Raw genomic sequence first — 22,969 nt, forward strand, 5'->3', positions numbered from 1 at the left:
AGGGGCCCCGGCCGGCACACCGGGGCCCCGATCTCCTCGCCGCGGTCACCGCAGCCCGAGCGAGGCGGTGACCTCGCGGGCCAGCGCCACCGAGTAGCTCTGTCCCCGGTCCTGCGGGTAGATCTGCGCCATCGTCACCAGCGTGACCCGGCTCATCGGCGTGTCGTGGCCCGGGATCAGCGAGCGGTACTCGGGCGTCACCACCGGCTGGGCGAACCCGGCCCTGGAGAAGTGCCAGTCCTTGATCCAGGACTCGTCGAAGTCCGGGTTGATCCGCCGCAGGTACGGCACGAACCGCGTGAGCAGCCCGGCCGGTTCGGTGGTGAAGCGCCAGTCGTCGCGCTCCACGTAGTTGCCGACGTAGAGGATGTGCCGGCCGCCGTAGACGGACGGGTCGATCATCCGGGTGTGCTCGACCACCGCGAGGAACGGGAAGTCCGGCTCGTTGATGTTGAGCCAGTAGTACGGGATCACGCTGCGGTCCAGCTCCAGCACGAAGCAGGTCGCGCCCAGGTACTGGTTCTTCCACACCGTGTCGTCGGCGGGCAGCCCCGCCGCCTTGGCGAACGCGGGCTGCGGGGTGGTGACGATCAGCCGGTCGAAGCGGTACGTCGACCCGTCCGCGCAGGTGACGACGGGAGTGTCACCCTCCTGCCGGATGGTCTCGACGGCCTTGCCCAACTCGACCTTCCCGCCGCGCTCCTCGACCCTGTCCCGCAGGGCGGCGTACACGCGCTCGAAACCGCCGTCCACGTAGCCGAGTTCGAAGGTCCGGCAGTGGATACGGGCCCACAGCCACGCCATCGACACCTGCTCGGCGCGGTCGCCGAACTTGCCCCGCAGCAGCGGCTCCCAGATGGCGGCGGTGGCCTTCTTCCCGGCGTGCTTGCGCAGCCAGGCGAGGGCGGTGAGGTCGTTGTACCGCTCGCCGCTGCGGACGGCCTTCAGCACCGCTGACGAGCCGGCGAAGCGCACCGCGTCCACCGGCGAGAACTCCGGGAAGCGGAGCATGTCGAAGGGGGTGGTGAAGTCGATGAGCTTCCCGCTCCGGTAGATGCCGGTGGTCGGCTTGTGGAAACGCAGCGCGTCCCCGAGCCCCAGCTCCCCGATGAGGGCGATCATCGCCTTGTCGCTGCGGAAGATGTGGTGGTAGTAGCGCTCCAGCGGAACCCCGCCCACCTCCAGCGAGGCGGCGAGACCACCGAGTTCGGCGGCGGCCTCCAGGATGGTCACCTGGTGCCCGGCCCGTACGGCGTCCCAGGCGGCCGTCAGCCCGGTGGCACCCGCGCCGATGATGCCGAGGTTCATGCGAAGCTCCATTTTTTGTTGAGCACGAACTGGAGCGCCAGGACCAGGGGCATCGAGCCCAGCTTGACGATGTTGGCGTTGATTCCGAGTCCGTCGGTGAAGGCGAGGAAGAGCAGGTCGGTCAGGGCGATGCCGGTCAGGCCGACGGCGTAGAAGCGCAGGAAGCGGACGACCAGCCGGTCGCGGCGTTCGAAGGTGAACCGTGCGTTGAGGGCGAAGTTGTTGGTGATGGCGAGCGTGGTGCTGATCGCGTTCGCGAACTGCTCGTCCATCCCCGCCCAGTTGTGCAGCAGCAGGAAGACGACGAGGTCGAGGGTGACCCCGCTGCCGCCGATGAGGGTGTAGCGGACCAGTTGGCGCATGGTCCCGGAGGACGACGGGGGCGCCTGGATCCTGGCCGTGGTCTCAGTCATCGGCCCTGGAACCGCCGATCACCTCGCGCACCAGATACAGCGGACGGCCCTGCGCCTCGCTGTAGATGCGGCCTATGTAGGTGCCTATGACGCCGAGGGACAGCATCTGGACGCCGCCCAGGAACAGCACGACGCACATCAGCATCGTCCAGCCGGAGACGGTGATGTCGGGCCGGAAGAACTTCATCGCCACTGCGTAGACGATGCCGGCCAGGGAGAGCGCCAGGACAGTGAAGCCCAACCGCGTGATCATCTTCAGCGGCGCGGTGGAGAAGCTGGTGACGCCGTCGATGGCGAGCCTGGCCATCTTGCGCAGCGGGTACTTGGTCTCGCCCGCGAAGCGTTCGTCGCGGTCGAAGGCCACCTCGGTCTGCCGGTAGCCCATCGAGGCGACGATGCCGCGCACGAAGCGGCTGCGTTCGCGGTACTTGCGCAGCTCGTCGGCGACCCTGCGGTCCAGCAGCCGGAAGTCCCCGGTGTCCAGCGGGATGTCCACCTCGGTGGAGGCACGCAGGACGCGGTAGTACAGGTGCGCGGTGGCCCGTTTGAAGGCGGTGTCCTGCCGGGAGCGGCGGCGGGCGTGCACGATCTCGGCGCCCTCGCGCCAGGCGTCGACCAGCTCCAGGCTGACCCGTGGCGGGTCCTGGAGATCGGTGTCCATGACGATCACCGCGTCGCCCGTCGCGACGTCCAGGCCCGCGGTGATGGCGATCTGGTGCCCGAAGTTGCGGGCGAAGTCGACCACCCGGACGCGGCCGTCCTTCGCCGCGAGGTCCTTCAGGAGGGCGAGCGAGCCGTCGCTGGAGCCGTCGTTGACGTAGACCAGCTCGAAGTCGATCTCCGGGCGGCCGTCGAGCGCGCCGGTCAGCTCGGCGTGGAACGCGGCGATGCCGTCCTGCTCGTTGTAGACGGGCAGCACGTAGGAGATGCGCGGCCGCCGGACCGGGGCCGGCGCCACGGGGGCGAGCACCACGGGAGCCGGGGCGTGGGCGGGCGGACGTACGTCCTGCTGGGTCATCGCGGTCCGCCCGCCGGGTCGAACGGTATGGACGGGAAGGCTGTCTGCACCATTGGGGGAAGCTATGGAGGCTCCGTGAACCCCAACCCAACGCTTCCCGACCAGAAGCCGTCCTTCCCGTTGCTCTTCATCCCTTTCGCCCAGGACGCCCCAAAGAGCCGCGTGGAGGCGTCCGGAGCGCCCTACCGCCGTACCGCCTTGCGCAGTGCCCTCGCCCGGCGTACCACCCGCCGGGCCGCGGCGTTGCGGGGCAGGAACGCCAGGCGCTCGGGGATGCCGCCGGGCAGGCCGAGGGCGGTGAGGCGCTTGCGCTTGAAGTAGCGCCGGGTGCGCGGGCCGAGGTGCGCGGAGAGGTGGCGTTCGGCCGCCGAGCGCAGCCCCGGGTAGATCTGCGGCTGCATGGCGAAGCCGATCGCGGTGATCAGTTCGCCCAGGGTGCCGGCGGCGATGGGGTCCTCGCCCTGGCCGCCCGCCAGATCCGGCACCAGCGCGTCGGCCAGGACGACGGGCACCCGGTTGCTGTTCTGGTACGGCGTCAGGCGGTCCAGGAGCGTCGCGGTGCCGACCCGGGCGACCGGCAGGCCGTAGAACGCGGAGGCGGTGAACAGCGCCGTGGAGAAGCAGCCGACGACCAGTGCGGGCGGGGTCTTCTCGAACAGCACCTCGGCGAGCACGGGCACGTCCAGGACGGTGAGGTCCACGCCGAGCTTCGCGGCCTCGGTCTCCAGGGCGCGGCTGTAGCGGGCCGGCGCGGTCGGGTGCGGCTTGAAGACGATTCGGCGGTGGCCGCGCTCGACCGCCCCCCGCATCATCCGCACATGCAGGTCCTCCTCCTCCTCGGGGGAGAGGATGCTCAGCGCGGACAGGTACTGGCCGAGCAGCAGCGCCGCGTTCTCGGGCAGCGCGGGCAGGTCCGTGACGGTGGCGGTGAGTTCGCCCATCACCTTGAGGAACGCCTCCGTCGGCACGACCTCGGCCGGTACGTCGAACTCGGTGAGCAGCAGCGGCGTCAGCCCCGGCACCAGGTCCAGGTGGAGCAGGCGGCGCACCCGGGTGCCGATCAGCGGGTCGAGCTTGTTGCGGGTGGGGCCGTAGCTCATCAGGCCGTCGGCGTAGACGTCGATGACGGCCTCGGGGAACAGCTGTGCCACGGTCAGGGCGGGGGCGACCTGGATGGACTCCAGGACCAGCTCCACATCGTCGTCACCGAGGTCCCACAGCAGCCGCAGATGGCGCTCGAACAGCGGGACGTCGTCCGCGCGCGGGGCCCAGGCGCCGGGGTGGAAGGGGCGGATGACCTCGTTCCAGGACAGCACGTCGTCGAAGTGGTCCCGCAGCGGCTCGAAGCCCGGCATGGCGTCGACGGCCGGGGTGGTCTCCGGGGTCGTGGAGTTGTTGAGGACCAGCAGGAGTCTGCGGTCCTCCTCCTCGAAGCAGTCGGATTCGAGCGCGGCGGCCAGGGTGGCGGCGCCGTAGAGCGTGGATACGCAGAAGATCCGCGTGGTACGGGGCATCAGGCAGCCGCCTTCGCTGTGGTGATCCGGCGCCGCAGCCGCCGCAGCTTGGAGGAACGGTCGAAGTCCATGGTGTCGAGCACGTCGCCGAGCGCTTCCTGCGGCATGCGCTGGATGGCCGCCGCGCTCATCGACCGCAGCTGCTTGGCCACGGCCGGTTCCCACTTGGAGTCGTCCGAGAGATGGTGGGCGATGATCGCGCAGTAGGTGCGCACCGCCTTCGGCAGCAGCCGGTCGGCGTCCGGGTCCGCGGCCGTCTCCTCGAGGACCTGGTCGAAGGCGCGGATGAAGTCCAGCTGACGGGCGTCACCGATCTGCGTGAGGGAGGAGGCGACCCCGCGCCGGTAGAACACGCCCAGCAGGCTCACCACGGCGAACGACTGCGCCTCGCGGTGCAGCTTCCAGATCCACGGCCGGTCCTCGGCCGTGCGCAGCCCGTCGGTGAAGTGCAGCAGGCGCTTCTCCAGCAGCCGGCGGTGGTAGACGCCGGCCCAGGCGTAGGCGTAGTCCACCGAGGTCGTCCGGTCGGCGGGCAGGATCGCGTCGCGCGGGCTCATGACCCGGCGGCGCCGGCCGTGCGGCACCCGTTGCACGGTGCGCGCGCGGGCCGTGGCCTGGACATGGTCGGTGCGGACGAAGTCGCAGCCCAGCTCCTCGATGGCGGCCACCAGCTGGGCGTAGTAGCCCGGGGCCAGCCAGTCGTCGCCGTCCAGGAACGTCAGGTACTCGCCCTGCGCCGCGTCCAGGCCGGTGTTGCGCGCGGTGGCGAGTCCTCCGTTCTTCTCATGGCGGATGTAACGCACCTGGGCGACGTCGGAGAGCTCCTCGGCCGCGCGTTCGAGAATCGCCGGTGTTTCGTCTTTCGAATGGTCGTCCACCAGGACGAACTCGAAATCGGAACGGGCGTTCAGTCGAAGGCTCCGTAGGGTGTCCGGGGCGTATTGCTGCACGTTGTAGAACGGCACGATCACAGAAAGCTTTGGCACTCGAGAAAGCCTAGGAGGCCGCCCGGCTGCGAAACTTTCCGGTATTCGTACGGAGGGTGAACTCAGTGTGTCGGAACGGTGCACCCCGTGTACTTCCTGGGCTTCAACGGGCCAGTTGGGTTCGCGGCGATGTGTTGTTAACTTTTTGTTGAGGTGCGGTTGGGCTTTACCTAGGAATTGCTTCCTAGCGTCTTCGTTGTGCCACCAAGTACACCGAAGCCCACGCGAATCGCGGTACTCGCGGACTCCGACACCCGATGGAAATGGGGTGCGCTGACCGCGGCCCGCGTCGCGCCGGGTCAGTCCATGGAAGCCGCAGCGCACGAGGGCGCGCAAGTCGGCCTCGAGCTACGCGGATTCCTGCTGCGCGGCCGGGCGACACCCACCGCGCGCCAGCTGGCCGAGGTGGGCGTCACCGCCGACTCCCTCAGGGAGGTCACGTCCGTCGAGTTCCTGCGCGCCATGGCCGAGGAGACGTACGACATCGTCGTGCTCGCCCTCGTCGGCGGCGGGGTGCAGGCGGTGCTGCACGGCCTCAAGCGGGTCTGGGAGGGGCGCAGCGAGCGGCCCGTCGTCGTCACCGGCTACGTCGGAGTCGTCTACGAGAAGCTCGCCGACGGCCTGCTGCTGCGGCACGGCGCGGACCTCGTCCTCGCCAACTCCCGCCAGGACGCGGACCGTTTCCGGGCCGTGTACGAGGGCGTGGGCGCCGACGCCTCCGCGGTCACCGAGGTGGCGCTGCCGTTCCTCGGCGGCACCCCGTACGAGGGTGAACACGACCCCTACACCGTGGTGTTCGCGGCCCAGCCCTCCGTACCGGACAGCCGCAAGGACCGTACCTACCTGCTGGAGCGCCTGGTCCGGCACGCGCGGCTGCACCCGAACCGCGAAGTACTGCTCAAACTGCGCTCCAAGCCGGGCGAACACACCACCCACATCGAGGAACTGCCCTACCAGAAGCTGGCTCAGCGACTGGACCCGCCGGCCAACTTCCGCCTGGTCTACGGGAACATGGGCGAGGTCCTCGACCGCACCGACCTGCTGGTGACGATCAGCTCCACGGCCGCGCTGGAGTCCCTGCACCGCCGGATCCCGACCGTCGTCCTCACCGACCTCGGCGTCCGCGAGACCCTCGGCAACCACCACTTCGTCGGCTCCGGCTGCCTCGCCTCCTGGGACCAGCTCGACGCCGGACACCGGCCGGCACCCGAGCCGGGCTGGGTGGCCCGGCAGGGCGTCGCCGCTGGGGGTCTTGGGGGAGGTTCGTACGCCACCGCCTTCGACGCGGCGCGCGAGCGCATCGCCAAGCTGCTCGCCCAGCCCGGCGGCCTGCCGCCGCTGACCCCGTACTACACACCCGCGACCGCGCCCGGCTACCTGCCCGGCATCCTCGCCCGCCACCACCTCGGCCCGGACGGCAGCCCGCTGCCCGGCGCACCCGCCGCCGACAAGGAGCCCGGACCGGTCCGGCAGATCGTCCGCCGGGCGGCGCGCGGCGCCTACCGCCACGGAGTGCAGCGGGTGGCCCCCGTCATCCGGCGGATGGGGGAGCTGTGAGTCCACAAGGAGAAATGCCCATGTCCGACACGTCAGTTGGGGTGCGCCGCATCCTCGCCGTGATCCCCGCGCGAGGCGGCTCCAAGGGAGTGCCCGCGAAGAACCTCGCGCCGGTCGGCGGAGTGCCGCTGGTGGCGCGGGCGGTCGGCGAGTGCCGGGCCACCCGTCTGGTCACGGACGTCGTGGTCTCCACCGACGACCAGGCCATCGCGGCGGCGGCCCGGGAGGCCGGCGCGGAGGTCGTGCTGCGGCCCGCCGACATCGCCGGGGACACAGCGACCTCGGAGGCCGCGGTCCTGCACGCCATGGAAGCCCACGAGGCCCTGCACGGCGCGGCCGTCGACGTGGTGCTGCTGGTGCAGTGCACCAGCCCGTTCATCCTCCGGGAGGACATCGACGGGGTGGCCTCGGCGGTGGTGGAAGGCGGTGCGGACACCGCGCTGACGGTCGCACCGTTCCACGGATTCGTCTGGCGGGAAGCGGCCGACACACTCGCCGCACACGGCGAGGCCGGTGCCGCCGGTGCCGCGGCCGACGACCGGACGGTGACGGAGGACGCGGCCGGCACGCGCCCGGCGGCCGCGCTCGGCGCCGGCCCGGTGGTCACGGCGGCCGCCGACAGCCAGGCCGGTCCCCAACCGGCCGCCGGAGGCTCCGGCGTCAACCACGACAAGTCCTTCCGCCCGCGCCGCCAGGACCGCCCCCAGGACTTCCTGGAGACCGGCGCCGCCTACGCCATGGACGCGGCCGGCTTCCGCAAGTACCAGCACCGCTTCTTCGGCCGCACGGAACTCGTGCGCACCGACCCGGCGCGCGTGCTGGAGATCGACGACCCGCACGACCTCGCCCGCGCCCGCGCGCTGGCCCCCCTCTTCGACGCGGACCTCCCCCACTCTCGGCTTCGCTCGAGCGGGGGGACCCCCATCGGTTCGCTGCCGACCGCAGACGACATCGACGCGGTCGTACTGGACTTCGACGGCACCCAGACCGACGACCGGGTGCTGATCGACTCCGACGGACGGGAGTTCGTCTCCGTGCACCGCGGCGACGGCCTCGGCATCGCCGCCCTGCGCAGGAGCGGACTGAAGATGCTGATCCTGTCCACGGAACAGAACCCGGTCGTCGCCGCCCGCGCCCGGAAGCTCAAGCTCCCGGTACTGCACGGCATCGACCGCAAGGACCTCGCCCTCAAGAACTGGTGCGAGGAGCAGGGCATAGCGCCCGAGCGCGTGCTCTACGTCGGCAACGACGTCAATGACCTCCCGTGCTTCGCCCTCGTCGGCTGGCCCGTGGCGGTCGCGAGCGCCCACGACGTCGTACGCGGCGCCGCACGCGCGGTCACCACCGTCCCCGGTGGCGACGGCGCGATCCGAGAGATCGCCAGCTGGATCCTCGGCCCCTCTCTCGATTCCCTCACCCAGTAAGGACATCTCCGCCATGAGCACCAACTCCCGTATCCGCACCCTCGGTTCCCGCGAGGCCGGCCCCGGCCGCCCCGTCTACATCTGCGGCGAGATCGGCATCAACCACAACGGTGAGCTGGAGAACGCGTTCAAGCTGATCGACGTGGCCGCCGAAGCCGGCTGCGACGCCGTCAAGTTCCAGAAGCGCACCCCGGAGATCTGCACCCCGCGCGACCAGTGGGACATCGAGCGCGACACCCCCTGGGGCCGGATGACCTACATCGACTACCGCCACCGCGTGGAGTTCGGCGAGGACGAGTACCGCCAGATCGACGAGTACTGCAAGAGCAAGAACATCGCCTGGTTCGCCTCCCCGTGGGACACCGAGGCCGTCGCCTTCCTGGAGAAGTTCGACGTCCCGGCCCACAAGGTCGCCTCGGCCTCCCTGACCGACGACGAGCTGCTGCGCACCCTGCGCGCCACCGGCCGCACGGTCATCCTCTCCACCGGCATGTCGACCCCGAAGCAGATCCGCCACGCGGTCGAGGTCCTGGGCAGCGAGAACATCCTGCTCTGCCACGCCACCTCCACCTACCCGGCCAAGGCCGAGGAGCTGAACCTCCGCGTGATCAACACGCTGGAGACGGAGTACCCGAACGTCCCGATCGGCTACTCCGGCCACGAGACGGGTCTCCAGACCACGCTGGCCGCCGTCGCCCTCGGCGCCGCCTTCGTCGAGCGCCACATCACCCTCGACCGCGCGATGTGGGGCTCCGACCAGGCCGCCTCCGTCGAGCCGCAGGGCCTGACGCGCCTGGTCCGCGACATCCGCACCATCGAGGCCTCCCTCGGCGACGGCGTCAAGAAGGTCTACGACTCCGAGCTCGGCCCGATGAAGAAGCTGCGCCGCGTCAACGGCGTCGTCGCCGAGGCGGAGATCGCGGCGGCGGCGGGCGAGCCGGTCGCGGTCTGACACCGCGCCACCCTCACCGGGCCACTGTGAGCCCCTTACGACGGGACGGTCGTACGTCGATGAGCCCCCGCGCCGGGAGAACCGGTCCCCGCACTCTCGCGTTCGTGGAGAGTCCGGTGCAGTTGCTGAACGTGCTGGAGTGGGCGCATGTCCACGGCCTGCGCGGGACGGACACGTCCGGCGCGGGCCGCGCGCTGCCCCTGCCCGCGCAGGCACGGCGCTCGGTGGACGGCGGTCCGCCGCCGGCCGGCGCGGAGCTCACCGTCGTCGTCCTGGCCCCGACCGACCCCATGACCCGGGGCCAGCTGCGCCGCATGACCGACCTGGCCCGGGACGAGGGCTACCGGGTCCGCTGGGAGGAGGCCCGGGGCGGTCCGGCCGCGCCCTTCCACACGATCGGCGGGCTCGCCGGACAGCTGCGGCGGGCGGACCGGATCGTCATGGGGGACCCCTTCTCCCGGTATGTACAGCTGCTGCTGACGATCACCCGGGCCAAGGACCTGGTGGTGGTCGACGACGGCACGGCGACGATGGAGTTCGTCGCCCAGCTCGCCCGCGGCGAGCGCCTGGTGCGCTGGCACCGCAAGGGCGGCCGCCCCGGCGCGCGCGACCTGCTGTTCGCGCCGGTGTCCTCCTCGGCCCGGCGCCGTCTGACGCCGAGCGCCGGCCGCCGGGTGGAGGTCTTCTCCTCCATGCCGGTGGAGGAGAGACCGGACGGGGTGACGGTCACGGCCAACGACTTCGGCTGGACCCGCGCCCGCTTCGGCCCGCCCCGCATCACCACGAGCGCCGACATGGTCGGCACCTCGCTGGTCGAGACCGGCGTCGTCGACGGGGAGCGGTACCTGGAGGCGGTCCGCACCCTGGCCAAGGCCCACGGGGCCACCCGCTACTTCGCCCACCGCCGGGAGAGCACCGAGAAGCTCCACCGGCTCGCCGCGGAGACCGGACTGGAGATCGTCCGCCCCGACCTGCCGCTGGAGCTGATCGCCCGGCGCGGTCCGATCGGGCGGACGGTCCTGAGCTTCCCCTCCACGGTCGTCCACACCCTGCCCCTGGCCCTCGTGGGCACGGGCGTACGGGTCGCCGTGTGCGACATCGACCCCGCCTGGCTGACGGAACACGCCTCCCCCCGCGCCCAGGGCTTCCTGTCCGGCGTCACGGGCACCGCCCGCGACGTGCACCGGCTGGCGGCGGTGAGCGCGGTCTAGGAGGCGTCGCCGGGTTCGTCCGGGTTCCGGGCCAGCAGGAAGGCGCGGGAGCGTTTCTCGTCGGCGACGGGTGCGCGGACGGTCGTGGCCACGGGCTCCAGCCCCGCTGCGGCGAGCGCGGCGGAGACGGCGTCCGGGGTACGCAGGTAGTAGTCCAGGTCGATCTGGTGGCCGAAGCGTTCCGTGAGGTGCAGGTGGCCGTCGCCGTCGCCGTCGGTCTGGAAGCCCAGGAGCACATGCCCGCCGGGGACCAGGGTGCGGCGGAACTCCGCGAACGCCGTCGGCAGGTGCTCGTCCGGGACGTGGATGACCGAGTAGAGCGCCATGATCCCGCCCAGCGTCCCGTCCGGCAGGTCCAGCGACGTCATGGAGCCCACGTGGAACCGCAGGTGCGGGTGCGCCTCGCGGGCCAGTTCGACCATCCTGGGTGAGACGTCGACCCCGAAGACCGGCACACCGAGGCCGTGCAGACGGGCGGTGACATGACCGGGACCGCTGCCGAGGTCGGCGACCGGGGACGGACCGCCCGCTCTCACCAGCTCGGCGAAGGCCGTCATCTGGGCCCGGTCCACGGGGTGGAAGTCAAGGCTGTCGGGGAAGCGGTCCACGTACTCCTTGGCGATCGCGTCGTAGGAGGAGCGGGTGGCGTGCAGGAAGTCCGCGTTCGGTCGGCTCACGGGGGCGCAGATTACCGCCGCTCACCTGGCCCCGCCCCCACCTGCGGGTTTTCCTCCCGGAAGTTCCGGTACGCGGACCGCTCCAGCGTGGCTTAGGCGCTGCGTGGTATCCGTTGAGGAAAGGAGGATGGGTGATCCCGGTGCGGGGAAACCGCGCCAGTTTACCCATCCAAGACAACGGCTATGCGTCGGGCGGTCGGTTTTTCTTCCCCTAACGGGTTGAAGTTTTGTTGATCCCGGGTCAGTCGACCGGTCCGGCGTTCTACCCTTCAGAGGGTGAACCAATTGATGTCCCGACAGTCCGAGGCCGACCTTCCCGGCGATGCCGTGCTCCCCGGTCTGCTGAGCGAGTCGCTGCACGCCGAGCTCGTGGCATTCCGGCGCGACTTGCACATGCACCCCGAGCTGGGCAACCAGGAGTTCCGTACCACCGCCGCGATCAAGGCGCGGCTCGAGAAGGCGGGGCTCAGGCCCCGTGTCCTCGCCACCGGGACCGGGCTCGTCTGCGACATCGGGGCGGAGCCCGAGGGCCTGGGCGGCACGCCCGTCCTGGCGATGCGGGCCGACATCGACGGGCTGCCCATCCCGGACACCAAGACCGAGTGCTCGTACCGGTCCACCGTGCCGGACCGGGCGCACGCCTGCGGCCACGACGTGCACACCGCGGTCGTGCTGGGCACCGGGCTCGTGCTCGCCCAGCTGCACGAGAAGGGCCTGCTGCCCCGGCCCGTACGGCTGATCTTCCAGCCCGCCGAGGAGGTGCTGCCCGGGGGCGCCGCCGACGTCATCGCGTCCGGGGCGCTGGAGGGGGTGGGCCGGATCATCGCCGTGCACTGCGATCCCCGGGTCGACGTGGGCAGGGTCGGGCTCAGGCCGGGGCCGATCACCAGCGCCTGCGACCGGCTGGAGATCGCGCTCGACGGGCCCGGCGGCCACACCGCCCGGCCTCACCTGACCACCGACCTCGTGACCGCCGCGGCCCGCGTCGCCGTCGACGTGCCCGCGCTGGTCGCCCGGCGGGTCGACACCCGCAGCGGCCTCGTGGTGACCTGGGGGCGGATCGAGTCGGGGCACGCGCCGAACGTGATCCCGCAGCACGCCGAGCTCTCCGGGACCGTACGGTGCCTCGACATCGACGCCTGGCGGCTGGCGCCCGACGTGCTGCACGCGGCGATCGACGAGGTCGCCACCCTGCACCGGGCCAAGTCCGAGATCAACTACGTACGCGGAGTGCCGCCGGTCGTCAACGACGCCGAGGTGACCGAGTTGCTGCGGGACGCCATGGCCGCGCGGCGCGGCATCGAGTCCATCGAGAGCACCGAGCAGAGCCTCGGCGGGGAGGACTTCTCCTGGTACCTCGAGCACGTGCCGGGAGCCCTGGCGCGGCTCGGCGTCCGCACCCCGGGTGAGCGGACCGTGCGTGACCTGCACCAGGGCGACTTCGACGCCGACGAGCGGGCCATCACGGTGGGCGTGGAGCTGTTCACCGCCGCCGCGCTGCTGGATGCCGTGCAGTAGGACGGTGGGGGAGGGGTGCCCGGATGGCACCCCTTCGTCCCCCTGTGTCACCTGGGTGTAACCGGCGGTCGGCGGTTGTTACCCGGGGGCGGCACGAATCGGTAACGGCCCGGGGAAACCCCGTTCCCCTCCTCTTCTACGCGCGTTACTGTGCGCCGGACTCGCCACCACAGGCGGCACTTCGCCACCGGGCGGCACATTGGGGAAGAACGGGCCGGTGACGGTGCCGTGGGGTTGAAGGGGTGCTTGCTGTGCGTCTGATCTCTCGGAGGACGAGATTCTCCCAAGCTGCGGTGACCGTCGCGGTCGTCGCCCTCGCGGCCGCCGGATGCGGCAAGTCCAGCACGGAGTCCAGCACCAGTAGCTCCAAGGACGGCAAGTACTCCGGCAAGGGCATAGGCCTGGCCTACGACATCGGCGGCAAGGGCGACCAGTCCTTCAACGACGCCGCCTACGCCGGCTTCCAGAAGGCCGAGGCCGAGTTCAAGATCGGCGGACGGGACGTCGAGCCGCAGGCCGACGAGTCCGACGCGGACAAGATCCAGCGCCTGGAGACCCTGGCGAAGTCCGGTTACAACCCGGTCATCGGAGTCGGTTTCGCCTACGCCCCGGCGGTGAAGCAGGTCGCCGCCAAGTACCCGAAGGTCACCTTCGGCATCATCGACGACAACACCATCCAGGCGAAGAACGTCGCCGACATGGTCTTCCACGAGGAGCAGTCCTCGTACCTGGCGGGCGTGGCCGCGGCCAAGGCCACCAAGAAGAACCACATCGGCTTCATCGGCGGCGTGGACATCCCGCTGATCCACAAGTTCGAGGCCGGGTTCGACCAGGGAGCCAAGTCCGTCAACCCGAAGATCAAGATCGAGTCGCAGTACCTGACCCAGACCCCGCAGGAGGGCGGCTTCGCCAGCCCGGACAAGGGCGCGAACGCGGCCAACGGCCAGATCGACGCCGGCGCCGACGTCATCTACCACGCGGCCGGCCTCTCCGGGCAGGGCGTGATCAAGTCCGCCGCCGAGCACAAGGTGTGGGCCATCGGTGTGGACTCCGACCAGTACTCGCAGAGCGCGCTGGCCAAGTACAAGGACTACATCCTCGGCTCCGCCCTGAAGAACGTCGGCGGCGCCGTCTACGACCTCGCCAAGTCCGTCTACAACGGCAAGCCGCTCAGCGGCGACGTCCGAGGCGACCTGAAGTCCGGCGGCGTCGGCTTCGCCGACTCCAACCCGAAGTACAAGGCGCTGACCGATGTGGTCTCCGCCGTGGACAAGGCCAAGCAGGGCATCATCGACGGCAAGATCACGGTCAACACCAAGTGATCTGACCGGTCGGTGACCTCACCGGTACGCGCCGTAGAACCATGTTTCAGCAGTGCGCCCCTTGCCACCCGCAAGGGGCGCACTGCTGTACGTAACCTGGAGCCGTGACTGTGGCCACAGCTAGATAACGGACCGGACATTGGGGGTTTTCCGTCAGGTCTACGCGCGTTACGCTGCCGCGGAACCAGCGCCTGGGTTGGGCGCTTGCACAAAGGAGTCACGTTCCATGCGCCGGGTGTCCCGTATCACGATTGCAGGCGTTGCGACCGCAGCGCTGGCCGTCACCGTCTCTGCCTGTGGCAGCTCGTCCACCTCCTCCTCCGCTGGTGAGGGCAAGTCGAAGGGCATCGGCCTCGCGTACGACGTCGGCGGCAAGGGCGACCAGTCCTTCAACGACGCCGCCTACGCCGGCTTCGAGAAGGCCCAGAAGGACTTCGGTGTCAGCGGCCGGGACGTCGAGCCGACGGACAACGAGTCGGACGCGGACAAGACGCAGCGCCTGGTGACCCTGGCGAAGGCGGGCTACAACCCGGTCATCGGCGTCGGCTTCGCCTACGCGGGCGCCGTGAAGGAGGCCGCCGCGAAGTTCCCGAAGGTCACCTTCGGCATCATCGACGACAACCAGACCCAGGCGAAGAACGTCGCCGACATGGTCTTCCACGAGGAGCAGTCCTCGTACCTCGCCGGTGTGGCGGCCGCCAAGGCCACCAAGAAGAACCACATCGGCTTCATCGGCGGCGTGGACGTCCCGCTGATCCACAAGTTCCAGGCGGGTTACGAGCAGGGCGCCAAGTCCGTCAACCCGAAGATCAAGGTCGAGTCGCAGTACCTGACGCAGACCGCCCAGGAGGGTGGCTTCTCCAGCCCCGACAAGGGCGAGAACGCGGCCAACGGCCAGATCGACGCGGGTGCCGACGTGGTCTACGCGGCCGCCGGCCTCTCCGGCCAGGGCGTGATCAAGTCCGCCGCCGAGCACAAGGTGTGGGCCATCGGCGTCGACTCCGACCAGTACAAGCAGGCCGCGCTGGCCAAGTACAAGAACTACATCCTGACCTCGGCCCTGAAGAACGTCGAGGGTGCGGTCTACGAGCTGTCCAAGTCCGTCATCAAGGACAAGAAGCCGCTCTCGGGTGACATCCGCGGCTCGCTGGACAACGGTGGCGTCGGCCTGGCCGACTCCAACCCGACCTTCAAGAACAACGCCGACATGCAGGCCGCGATCAAGAAGGCCGAGGCCGGCATCAAGGACGGCAGCATCAAGGTGAAGACCTCCTGACGATCCCGGTCGGAGGCCTTGGCCAACAGAGCGCTGTAATGGCAGCGTTACGGCCACGGAACGGGGTGCGGAGAGGATGACCTGCCTGCGCCCCTGCCGTTGTCTCCCGTCTGCCGCCCTTCGGGCGGACAACGGGAGACAACGGCAGGGACGCCCCCGTTCGCGCGGCAGAATGCTCGGAACGGATCGGGTTCTTGCTCGAGAGAAGCTTCTTGATCAAGTTCGATCAGATCCGGGCACTATTTAAAGCAGGGGCGCTACGCGCGTAGAGTGGCCCCTTTCCCGAGGAGAGTGCGCCATCGACGCGTCCAGCAGCCCTCCGCTCACCGCTCAGTCGACAGTCGCGGTAGAGCTCGCGGGCATCACCAAGCGATTCCCGGGTGTCGTCGCCAACCACGACATCCACCTGACGGTCCGCAAGGGCACCGTCCACGCCCTCGTCGGCGAGAACGGCGCCGGCAAGTCGACCCTGATGAAGATCCTCTACGGCATGCAGAAGCCGGACGAGGGCACCATCGCGATCGACGGCGAGCAGGTGAGCTTCTCCAGCCCCGCGGACGCCATCGTCCGCGGCATCGGCATGGTCCACCAGCACTTCATGCTGGCCGACAACCTGACCGTGCTGGAGAACGTGGTGCTCGGCAGCGAGAAGCTGCACGGCATCGGCGCCGGCGCCCGCAAGAAGATCAAGGAGATCTCCGACCGGTACGGGCTGGGCATCCGCCCGGACGCCCTGGTCGAGGACCTCGGCGTGGCCGACCGTCAGCGCGTGGAGATCCTCAAGGTCCTCTTCCGCGGCGCGCGCACCCTGATCCTCGACGAGCCGACCGCCGTGCTCGTCCCGCAGGAGGTCGACGCGCTCTTCGACAACCTGCGCGAGCTGAAGTCCGAGGGTCTGTCCGTCATCTTCATCTCCCACAAGCTGGGTGAGGTGCTGTCCGTCGCCGACGACATCACCGTCATCCGGCGCGGTACGACGGTCGGGACCGCGATCCCGTCCGAGACCACCCCGCGTCAGCTGGCCGAGCTGATGGTCGGCAGCGAGCTGCCCACCCCGGAGACCGCCGAGTCCACGGTCACCGACCGGGCCGTGCTGGAGGTCAGGAACCTCACCGTCCACGCCCGTGGCCACGTCTCCCTCGGCACGGAGGACGAGCCCACCGCCGGGGGCCTCACCGAGTTCGCGCCCGCCGGCGAGGTCAAGAAGGTCCTCGACGACGTCACCTTCACCATCCACGCCGGTGAGGTCATGGGCATCGCCGGTGTCGAGGGCAACGGCCAGACCGAGCTGATCGACGCACTGATCGGCACCAAGCACGCGGACTCCGGCTCGATCCACTTCCTGGGCGAGGACATCACCCCCTGGCCCACCCGCAAGCGCCGTGAGTCCGGCGTCGGCTACATCCCCGAGGACCGCCACCGCCAGGGCCTGCTGCTGGAGTCCCCGCTCTGGGAGAACCGCATCCTCGGCCACGTCACCGAGAAGCCCAATGCCAAGAGCTTCTGGCTGAACCCCAAGGGCGCCCAGGCCGACACCCGCCGGATCGTCGAGGAGTACGACGTCCGCACCCCCGGCATCGACGTCACCGCGGCCTCCCTGTCCGGCGGCAACCAGCAGAAGCTGATCGTCGGCCGGGAGATGAGCCACGACCCGAAGTTCCTGATCGCGGCACACCCCACCCGGGGTGTGGACGTCGGCGCCCAGGCGCAGATCTGGGACCGCATCCGTGAGGCCCGCCGCGAGGGCCTGGCCGTGCTGCTGATCTCGGCCGACCTGGACGAGCTGATCGGTCTGTCGGACACCCTGCGCGTCATCTACGACGGCAGGCTGGTCGCCGACGCCGACCCGGCCACCATCACGCCGGAGGAGCTGGGCTCGGCCATGACGGGTGCCGCGTCCGGTCACCTGGAGCACGAAGAGACCGCCCCCGAGGGCGACGACAACGCCGGTCCGGAGGACGAGGCCCGATGAAGAAGTTCGACAAGGAGCGGGTGCTCGTCGCGGTGGCCGGACCGGTCATCGCGCTCGTCCTGGCGATCGTGCTGACCTCCGTGGTCCTGCTCGCCTCGGGCAAGAACCCGATCGAGCCGTACATCCTGATGCTCCAGCAGCTGCCGTACTCGGACATCCAGGTGCTGATCATCAACCAGGCGTCGCTGTACTACATCGCCGCCATCGCGGTCGCCCTCGGCTTCCGCATGAACCTGTTCAACATCGGCGTCGACGGCCAGTACCGCCTCGCCGCGGTGATGACCGCCGTCGTCGGCGCGCACGTGGCCCTGCCGGGCGTCCTTCAGGTCCCGCTGCTGCTGATCGTCGCCATGGCAACCGGTGCCTTCTGGGCCGGTATCGCCGGTGTCCTGAAGGTCACCCGCGGCGTCAGCGAGGTCGTCGCGACGATCATGCTGAACTCGATCGCCACCGCCGTCATCGGCTACGTCACCCTCACCGACGTGTGGGGCGTGCAGGTCGGCGACAACGTGACGACCGGTGTCATGAAGAGGTCCGGCTGGTTCCCGGGCATCAACCTGGGCTCGGACGTCGGCTCGATCTACGGCCTGGTCTTCCTCGCCGTCCTTCTCGGCGTCGGCTACTGGATCGTCCTCAACCGCACCCGCTTCGGCTTCGACCTGCGCGCCACCGGCGCCTCGGAGACCGCCGCCGCGGCCTCCGGCGTCGACGCCAAGCGCATGGTGCTGATCTCCATGCTGATCTCCGGCGCCATCGCCGGCCTGTCCGGCCTGCCGCTGCTGCTCGGCGACACCCACACCTACAGCCTGAGCTTCCCCGCGGGCCTCGGCTTCACCGCCATCGGCATCGCCCTGCTCGGCCGCAACAACCCCGGTGGCATCGCACTCGCCGCCCTGCTGTGGGCCTTCCTCGACAAGGCCTCGCCCGCCCTCGACTACGCGACCCCCGTGGCGTACGACAAGGAGATCGCCACGATCATGCAGGGCCTGATCGTCTTCGCGGTCGTCATCTCGTACGCGGCCGTACAGCAGTGGGCCCTGCGCCGCCAGCAGCGCCAGGTCGGCGCCGAGCTGGCCGCGGCCGCCGCCAAGAACACCAACAAGGAGGTGGCTGCCTGATGTCCACCGCGACCATCGCCAAGCCGCAGGCGAAGCAGCCCGGCAAGGGCGGCCGCCGTATGTCGCTCCCCGTACTCCTGCTGGTCATCGCAGGTGTGCTGGCGCTGACCTCGATCGTCCGCCTGATCACCGGCGCGGACGGCATCACTTCGGTCGGGCAGATGTCCACCGCGCTCCAGCTCGCGGTGCCGATCGGTCTCGCGGGCCTCGGCGGCCTGTGGGCCGAGCGCGCGGGCGTCGTCAACATCGGCCTCGAGGGCATGATGATCCTCGGTACCTGGTTCGGCGCCTGGGCCGGCTACCAGTGGGGCCCCTGGACCGGCGTCGTCTTCGGCATCATCGGCGGTGCGCTCGGCGCCGTCCTGCACGCCATCGCCACGGTCACGTTCAACGTCAACCACATCGTCTCCGGTGTGGCGCTGAACATCCTGGCCCTCGGCGTGACCCGCTACCTGTCGAAGTTCACCTTCGCCAACGCCCCGCAGGGCTCCACCAAGCAGTCCCCGCCGATCGACTCCCTCGGCGACTTCAGCATCCCCGGCCTGTCGGACTGGCTGAACACGCTCAACGGGAAGCACTGGTTCCTGGTCTCGGACATCGCGGGCCTGCTCGGCGGTCTGGTCACCGACCTGTCGCCGCTGACCGTCGTCGCGGTCGCCCTGGTCCCGGCGACCTGGTGGGTGCTGTGGCGGACCTCCTTCGGCCTGCGCCTGCGCTCCTGCGGCGAGAACCCGGTGGCGGCCGAGTCCCTCGGCGTCAACGTGTACAAGTACAAGTACATCGCGGTGATCATCTCCGGCGGCTTCGCCGGCCTCGGCGGCGCGTTCCTGTCCATCGTCGCCTCGAACGTGTACCTCGACGGCCAGACGGCCGGCCGCGGCTACATCGGTCTCGCCGCGATGATCTTCGGCAACTGGATGCCGGGCGGCCTCGCCCTCGGTGCCGGCCTGTTCGGCTACACCGACAGCCTCAACCTGCGCGGCGGCACGGTGAACGTCCACGCGCTGATCCTGCTGCTGGCGATCCTGCTGGTCTTCGGCGCGGCCTACCTGGCGTGGAAGAAGAAGTACGTCCCCGCCGTCGTCACGGTCGTCGTCGCCGCCCTGATGTTCCTCTGGTACACCTCCACCAACGAGGTTCCGCGTCAGCTGGTGACGGCCACCCCGTACATCGTCACGCTGCTCGTCCTGTCGCTGTCCGCGCAGAAGCTGCGCATGCCGAAGGCGGACGGCCTGCCGTACCGGAAGGGGCAGGGCAAGTGACCCCGGCCCCGGCCGCCGCCGGCTTCGACTGGGAAGCGCTGCGGGCCGAGGCGCGGGAGGCCATGTCCCACGCCTACGCCCCCTACTCCGGCTACCCGGTCGGCGTCGCGGCCCTGGTCGACGACGGCCGCACGGTCACCGGCTGCAACGTCGAGAACGCCTCCTACGGGCTGGGCCTGTGCGCCGAATGCGGGCTGGTCTCCCAGCTCCAGCGCACGGGCGGCGGCCGTCTCACGCACTTCACCTGCGTGGACGGCACCGGCGGCCTGCTGGTGCCGTGCGGCCGGTGCCGCCAGCTGCTGTACGAGTTCGGCGGCCCGGACCTGCTCCTGGACACCCCCGCGGGCGTGCTCCCGCTCTCCGAGATGCTGCCCCAGGCCTTCGGCCCGGACCATCTCACCAAGTAACTCCCGTACGGCCCCTCTGACGCGTTCAGGGGGGCCGTGCACCTTCGCAACCCCCGGAAGGGAAACACATGGCCATGGATGCCATCTCCGTCATCCGCACCAAGCGGGACCGCGGTGAGCTCAGCGACGAGCAGATCGACTGGGTCATCGACGCGTACACACGCGGCGAGGTCGCCGACGAGCAGATGTCCGCGCTCGCGATGGCCATCCTGCTCAACGGCATGAACCGCCGTGAGATCGCCCGCTGGACCGCCGCGATGATCGCCTCCGGCGAGCGCATGGACTTCTCGGCGCTCTCCCGTCCTACGGCCGACAAGCACTCCACGGGCGGCGTCGGCGACAAGATCACCCTGCCGCTGGCCCCGCTGGTCGCCGCCTGCGGCGCGGCGGTCCCGCAGCTCTCCGGCCGCGGCCTCGGCCACACCGGCGGCACCCTGGACAAGCTGGAGTCGATCCCCGGCTGGCGCGCCCTGCTCTCCAACGAGGAGATGCTGCACGTCCTGGACACCACCGGCGCGGTGATCTGCGCGGCGGGCGACGGCCTGGCCCCGGCCGACAAGAAGCTGTACGCGCTCCGTGACGTCACCGGCACGGTGGAGGCGATCCCGCTGATCGCCTCCTCGATCATGTCGAAGAAGATCGCGGAGGGCACGGGCTCGCTGGTCCTGGACGTGAAGGTCGGCTCCGGTGCCTTCATGAAGACCATCGAGGACGCCCGCGAACTGGCCTCCACGATGGTCGGCCTCGGCACGGACCACGGCGTGAAGACGGTCGCGCTGCTCACGGACATGTCCACCCCGCTGGGCCTGACGGCGGGCAACGCCCTCGAGGTCCGCGAGTCGGTCGAGGTCCTCGCGGGCGGCGGCCCGGCGGACGTCGTCGAGCTGACCATCGCCCTGGCCCGCGAGATGCTCGACGCGGCCGGCGTGAAGGACGCCGACCCGGCGAAGGCCCTGGCCGACGGCTCGGCGATGGACGTCTGGCGGCGCATGATCGCGGCCCAGGGCGGCGACCCGGACGCCCCGCTGCCCACGGCGAGGGAGCAGCACGTGGTGAAGGCCCCGGCCTCCGGTGTCCTCACCCGCCTCGACGCCTACGACATCGGCGTCGCCGCCTGGCGCCTCGGCGCGGGCCGCGCCCGCAAGGAGGACCCGGTGCAGGCGGGCGCCGGCGTGGAGATCCACGCCAAGCCCGGCGAGCCGGTCCGCGAGGGCGAGCCCCTCCTCACCCTCCACACCGACACCCCCGAGCGCTTCGAGTACGCACTCCAGTCGGTGGAGGGCTCCTTCGACATCGCGCCCGAGGGCACGGAGTTCCCGGCGACGCCGGTGGTGCTGGAACGCATCGCCTGACCAGGGCCCGCGGCCGGAGGCCGCTGGTGTCACGCCCCGTTCGGGTGAAGGGGATCGGTGGACCTGCACCGGTCCCCTTCGGCATGCTGGGACCGGTGACGCACCGATGGGAGACCGCCATGAGCGCACTCACCGTTGATCACTCGACGGCCAGCGGCCACGAGTGGGACGGCCTCGTCCGGATCTGGGAGGAGACGGACGCACCCGAGGGCTGCAAGGTGGAGATCATCGAGGGACTCGTCACCGTGGCACCACCGCCGTCCAACGACCACAACGACATTGCCGACCTCGTGCAGCGCAGCCTGTACGCGGTGATCCCCAAGAATTGGGGCATCTACCAGACGCTGGGTACGGCCGTGCCCTCTCGTGGCGGGCTCTACATCCCGGACATCGCCGTAGCGCCGCGGGAGGTGCTGCGAGCCCAGAAGAGCAGCTACATCTCCGCAGCTGCGGCCGAGCTCGTTGTGGAGATCACTTCCAAGTCGAACGCGAACAATGATCGGATCAAGAAGGCCGCAGGTTACGCCCAGGCCGGAGTCCCGCTCTATCTCCTCATCGACAACTGGGCTCCTGGAGGACCCACGATCACGCTGTACGGCGAGCCCCAAGGCCAGGTGTACCGCGTCCTGCGCGCAGGAAAGTTCGGCGTCACCATCTTCTTGCCGAAGCCTTTCGAACTCGAACTCGACCTCGACACCAGCGACTTCCCTGTCGGCTGACCCTCATCCCAACACCGCCGCCACCCCCACCAACACCGGCACCGAAACCACCGTCGACAACAGAACCGACTCGCGGGCCAGGGCCTCGGCCACCCGATAGCGGCTCGCGTAGGTGAACAGGTTCTGCGCGGCCGGCAGCGCCGAGGTCACCACCACGTCCAGCAACGGCGCACCGTGCAGCCCGAAGACGCCCCTCGCCAGCGCCCACGCCACCGCCGGCTGGCCCACCGACTTGAGCGCCACCGACAGCAGGACCAGGTGACGGTCCCGCCCCCGGCCGGGAGCCGCGCTGCCGTGCAGGGACATGCCGAAGGCCAGCAGGGCCGCCGGGACGGACATGTTGCCGATCAGGGTGAGGGGATCCATGACCGGGCCGGGGACCTTCCAGCCCGCCGCCGACACCAGGACTCCGGTCAGGGAGCCCACCGCTATCGGGTTGCGCAGCGGGGTCAGCAGGCGGCGCCACACCGTGCCCTTCTCGCCCATGCCGGAGAGGTCCAGCACCGTGAGGGCGACGGGAGTCACCAGGACGACCTGGAACAGCAGCACCGGCGCCACCAGGGACGCGTCGCCCAGGACGTAAGCGGCGATCGGGATGCCGAGGTTGCCCGAGTTGACGTAACCCGAGCACAGGGCCCCGATCGTCGTGCGGCCCACGCCCCAGTGGCGCAGCGCGCCGAGCCCGACGAAGACGCCCGAGGCGGCAGCCGTGCTCAGGGCCGTCACCAGCAGGCGGCTGGAGAACAGCACCGCGAGGTCGGCCTTGGCCAGGGTGGTGAAGAGGAGCGCCGGACCCGCCACGGTGAACGCCAGCCCGGTCAGCACCTCACGGCCCTGATCGCCGAGCGAGCCGCGCCGCCCGAGCACATAGCCCACCCCGATGACGACCGCGATCACCGCGAACCCGCTCAGCACCCCCTGCACGGAGCCAACCCTCCGGGGGAGCGGGAGAGCGGGTCAATC

The 22,969-nt window shown here is 70.2% G+C and carries 20 protein-coding genes; 13 read left to right on the forward strand and 7 right to left on the reverse strand.

Translation table 11 applies throughout. From position 1 onward, the window contains the following. Positions 1-45: 45 nt before the first annotated feature. The 5 genes from ACWGJM_RS08625 to ACWGJM_RS08645 form a co-directional block, all read right to left on the reverse strand. Complete coding sequence (locus ACWGJM_RS08625; protein ID WP_453410906.1) at positions 46-1,308, reverse strand: NAD(P)/FAD-dependent oxidoreductase; 1,263 nt, start codon at positions 1,306-1,308, stop codon at positions 46-48. Beyond that, complete coding sequence (locus tag ACWGJM_RS08630; protein WP_453410907.1) at positions 1,305-1,721, reverse strand: GtrA family protein; 417 nt, start codon at positions 1,719-1,721, stop codon at positions 1,305-1,307. The genes ACWGJM_RS08625 and ACWGJM_RS08630 overlap by 4 nt, the downstream gene beginning before the upstream one ends. After that, a complete protein-coding gene (locus tag ACWGJM_RS08635; RefSeq protein ID WP_453410908.1) occupies positions 1,714-2,739 on the reverse strand; it encodes a glycosyltransferase family 2 protein in 1,026 nt (341 codons plus the stop codon). Before ACWGJM_RS08635 ends, ACWGJM_RS08630 begins: the two co-directional genes overlap by 8 nt. 182 nt (positions 2,740-2,921) lie before the next feature. Continuing rightward, positions 2,922-4,253, reverse strand: a complete 1,332-nt coding sequence (locus tag ACWGJM_RS08640; protein WP_453410909.1) for an alpha-2,8-polysialyltransferase family protein — start codon at positions 4,251-4,253, stop codon at positions 2,922-2,924. Further along, a complete protein-coding gene (locus ACWGJM_RS08645) occupies positions 4,253-5,239 on the reverse strand; it encodes a glycosyltransferase family 2 protein (protein WP_453410910.1) in 987 nt (328 codons plus the stop codon). Before ACWGJM_RS08645 ends, ACWGJM_RS08640 begins: the two co-directional genes overlap by 1 nt. Positions 5,240-5,437: 198 nt before the next feature. Between ACWGJM_RS08645 and ACWGJM_RS08650 the strand changes: the two genes are divergently transcribed. From ACWGJM_RS08650 to ACWGJM_RS08665, 4 genes are read left to right on the forward strand one after another with little or no spacing between them, the layout of a single operon-like run. Continuing rightward, positions 5,438-6,796 carry a DUF6716 putative glycosyltransferase gene (locus ACWGJM_RS08650; protein WP_453410911.1) on the forward strand — a complete coding sequence of 453 codons (1,359 nt, stop codon included), beginning with the start codon at positions 5,438-5,440 and terminating at the stop codon, positions 6,794-6,796. A gap of 20 nt (positions 6,797-6,816) precedes the next feature. Next, the gene (locus tag ACWGJM_RS08655; RefSeq protein WP_453410912.1) at positions 6,817-8,220 is read left to right on the forward strand and encodes a cytidylyltransferase domain-containing protein; all 1,404 of its coding nucleotides are present in this window, start codon (positions 6,817-6,819) and stop codon (positions 8,218-8,220) included. 13 nt (positions 8,221-8,233) lie between these two features. Then, positions 8,234-9,172, forward strand: coding sequence for an N-acetylneuraminate synthase family protein (locus tag ACWGJM_RS08660; protein WP_453410913.1), 939 nt, complete (start codon positions 8,234-8,236; stop codon positions 9,170-9,172). Between the two features lie 59 nt (positions 9,173-9,231). Beyond that, positions 9,232-10,383, forward strand: a complete 1,152-nt coding sequence (locus tag ACWGJM_RS08665; protein WP_453410914.1) for a hypothetical protein — start codon at positions 9,232-9,234, stop codon at positions 10,381-10,383. On the opposite strand, the gene ACWGJM_RS08670 is transcribed toward ACWGJM_RS08665, so the two are convergent. Beyond that, positions 10,380-11,060, reverse strand: a complete 681-nt coding sequence (locus ACWGJM_RS08670; RefSeq protein ID WP_453410915.1) for a class I SAM-dependent methyltransferase — start codon at positions 11,058-11,060, stop codon at positions 10,380-10,382. The genes ACWGJM_RS08665 and ACWGJM_RS08670 overlap by 4 nt on opposite strands. Positions 11,061-11,348: 288 nt before the next feature. Here ACWGJM_RS08670 and ACWGJM_RS08675 point away from each other — a divergent pair, with 288 nt between their 5' ends. The 9 genes from ACWGJM_RS08675 (at position 11,349) to ACWGJM_RS08715 (ending at position 22,006) form a co-directional block, all read left to right on the forward strand. Next, positions 11,349-12,578, forward strand: a complete 1,230-nt coding sequence (locus ACWGJM_RS08675; protein WP_453410916.1) for an amidohydrolase — start codon at positions 11,349-11,351, stop codon at positions 12,576-12,578. A gap of 293 nt (positions 12,579-12,871) precedes the next feature. Next, positions 12,872-13,900, forward strand: a complete 1,029-nt coding sequence (locus ACWGJM_RS08680; RefSeq protein ID WP_453410917.1) for a BMP family lipoprotein — start codon at positions 12,872-12,874, stop codon at positions 13,898-13,900. A 226-nt stretch (positions 13,901-14,126) separates the two neighbouring features. Further along, positions 14,127-15,176, forward strand: a complete 1,050-nt coding sequence (locus ACWGJM_RS08685; protein WP_453410918.1) for a BMP family lipoprotein — start codon at positions 14,127-14,129, stop codon at positions 15,174-15,176. Between the two features lie 298 nt (positions 15,177-15,474). Beyond that, positions 15,475-17,148: an ABC transporter ATP-binding protein gene (locus ACWGJM_RS08690; protein ID WP_453410958.1), complete on the forward strand. Its 1,674-nt coding sequence runs from the start codon at positions 15,475-15,477 to the stop codon at positions 17,146-17,148. Next, positions 17,145-18,266, forward strand: coding sequence for an ABC transporter permease (locus ACWGJM_RS08695; RefSeq protein WP_453410919.1), 1,122 nt, complete (start codon positions 17,145-17,147; stop codon positions 18,264-18,266). Before ACWGJM_RS08690 ends, ACWGJM_RS08695 begins: the two co-directional genes overlap by 4 nt. Beyond that, a complete protein-coding gene (locus tag ACWGJM_RS08700) occupies positions 18,266-19,528 on the forward strand; it encodes an ABC transporter permease (RefSeq protein WP_453410920.1) in 1,263 nt (420 codons plus the stop codon). Before ACWGJM_RS08695 ends, ACWGJM_RS08700 begins: the two co-directional genes overlap by 1 nt. Then, positions 19,525-19,935: a cytidine deaminase gene (locus tag ACWGJM_RS08705; RefSeq protein ID WP_453410921.1), complete on the forward strand. Its 411-nt coding sequence runs from the start codon at positions 19,525-19,527 to the stop codon at positions 19,933-19,935. Before ACWGJM_RS08700 ends, ACWGJM_RS08705 begins: the two co-directional genes overlap by 4 nt. Positions 19,936-20,009: 74 nt before the next feature. Next, positions 20,010-21,287 (forward strand): thymidine phosphorylase, encoded by a 1,278-nt coding sequence (locus tag ACWGJM_RS08710; RefSeq protein WP_453410922.1) that lies wholly within the window; start codon positions 20,010-20,012, stop codon positions 21,285-21,287. 119 nt (positions 21,288-21,406) lie between these two features. Next, entirely contained in the window at positions 21,407-22,006 is a 600-nt protein-coding gene (locus ACWGJM_RS08715; protein WP_453410923.1) for a Uma2 family endonuclease, read from the forward strand. Between the two features lie 3 nt (positions 22,007-22,009). Here the strand turns inward: ACWGJM_RS08715 and ACWGJM_RS08720 are convergent, their stop codons facing one another. Continuing rightward, the gene (locus tag ACWGJM_RS08720) at positions 22,010-22,930 is read right to left on the reverse strand and encodes an AEC family transporter (RefSeq protein ID WP_453410924.1); all 921 of its coding nucleotides are present in this window, start codon (positions 22,928-22,930) and stop codon (positions 22,010-22,012) included. Positions 22,931-22,969 lie beyond the last annotated feature (39 nt).

Source organism: Streptomyces sp. NPDC054834 (genome assembly GCF_053611185.1).

Excerpts from the sequence above, each read along its gene's own strand:
- ACWGJM_RS08630 (WP_453410907.1), bottom strand. The coding sequence starts at position 1,721 with ATGACTGAGACCACGGCCAGGATCCAGGCGCCCCCGTCGTCCTCCGGG.
- ACWGJM_RS08625 (WP_453410906.1), bottom strand. The coding sequence starts at position 1,308 with ATGAACCTCGGCATCATCGGCGCGGGTGCCACCGGGCTGACGGCCGCC.
- ACWGJM_RS08640 (WP_453410909.1), bottom strand. The coding sequence starts at position 4,253 with ATGCCCCGTACCACGCGGATCTTCTGCGTATCCACGCTCTACGGCGCC.
- ACWGJM_RS08710 (WP_453410922.1), top strand. The coding sequence starts at position 20,010 with ATGGATGCCATCTCCGTCATCCGCACCAAGCGGGACCGCGGTGAGCTC.
- ACWGJM_RS08635 (WP_453410908.1), bottom strand. The coding sequence starts at position 2,739 with ATGACCCAGCAGGACGTACGTCCGCCCGCCCACGCCCCGGCTCCCGTG.
- ACWGJM_RS08715 (WP_453410923.1), top strand. The coding sequence starts at position 21,407 with ATGAGCGCACTCACCGTTGATCACTCGACGGCCAGCGGCCACGAGTGG.
- ACWGJM_RS08700 (WP_453410920.1), top strand. The coding sequence starts at position 18,266 with ATGTCCACCGCGACCATCGCCAAGCCGCAGGCGAAGCAGCCCGGCAAG.
- ACWGJM_RS08695 (WP_453410919.1), top strand. The coding sequence starts at position 17,145 with ATGAAGAAGTTCGACAAGGAGCGGGTGCTCGTCGCGGTGGCCGGACCG.
- ACWGJM_RS08675 (WP_453410916.1), top strand. The coding sequence starts at position 11,349 with ATGTCCCGACAGTCCGAGGCCGACCTTCCCGGCGATGCCGTGCTCCCC.
- ACWGJM_RS08660 (WP_453410913.1), top strand. The coding sequence starts at position 8,234 with ATGAGCACCAACTCCCGTATCCGCACCCTCGGTTCCCGCGAGGCCGGC.
- ACWGJM_RS08665 (WP_453410914.1), top strand. The coding sequence starts at position 9,232 with ATGAGCCCCCGCGCCGGGAGAACCGGTCCCCGCACTCTCGCGTTCGTG.
- ACWGJM_RS08655 (WP_453410912.1), top strand. The coding sequence starts at position 6,817 with ATGTCCGACACGTCAGTTGGGGTGCGCCGCATCCTCGCCGTGATCCCC.
- ACWGJM_RS08685 (WP_453410918.1), top strand. The coding sequence starts at position 14,127 with ATGCGCCGGGTGTCCCGTATCACGATTGCAGGCGTTGCGACCGCAGCG.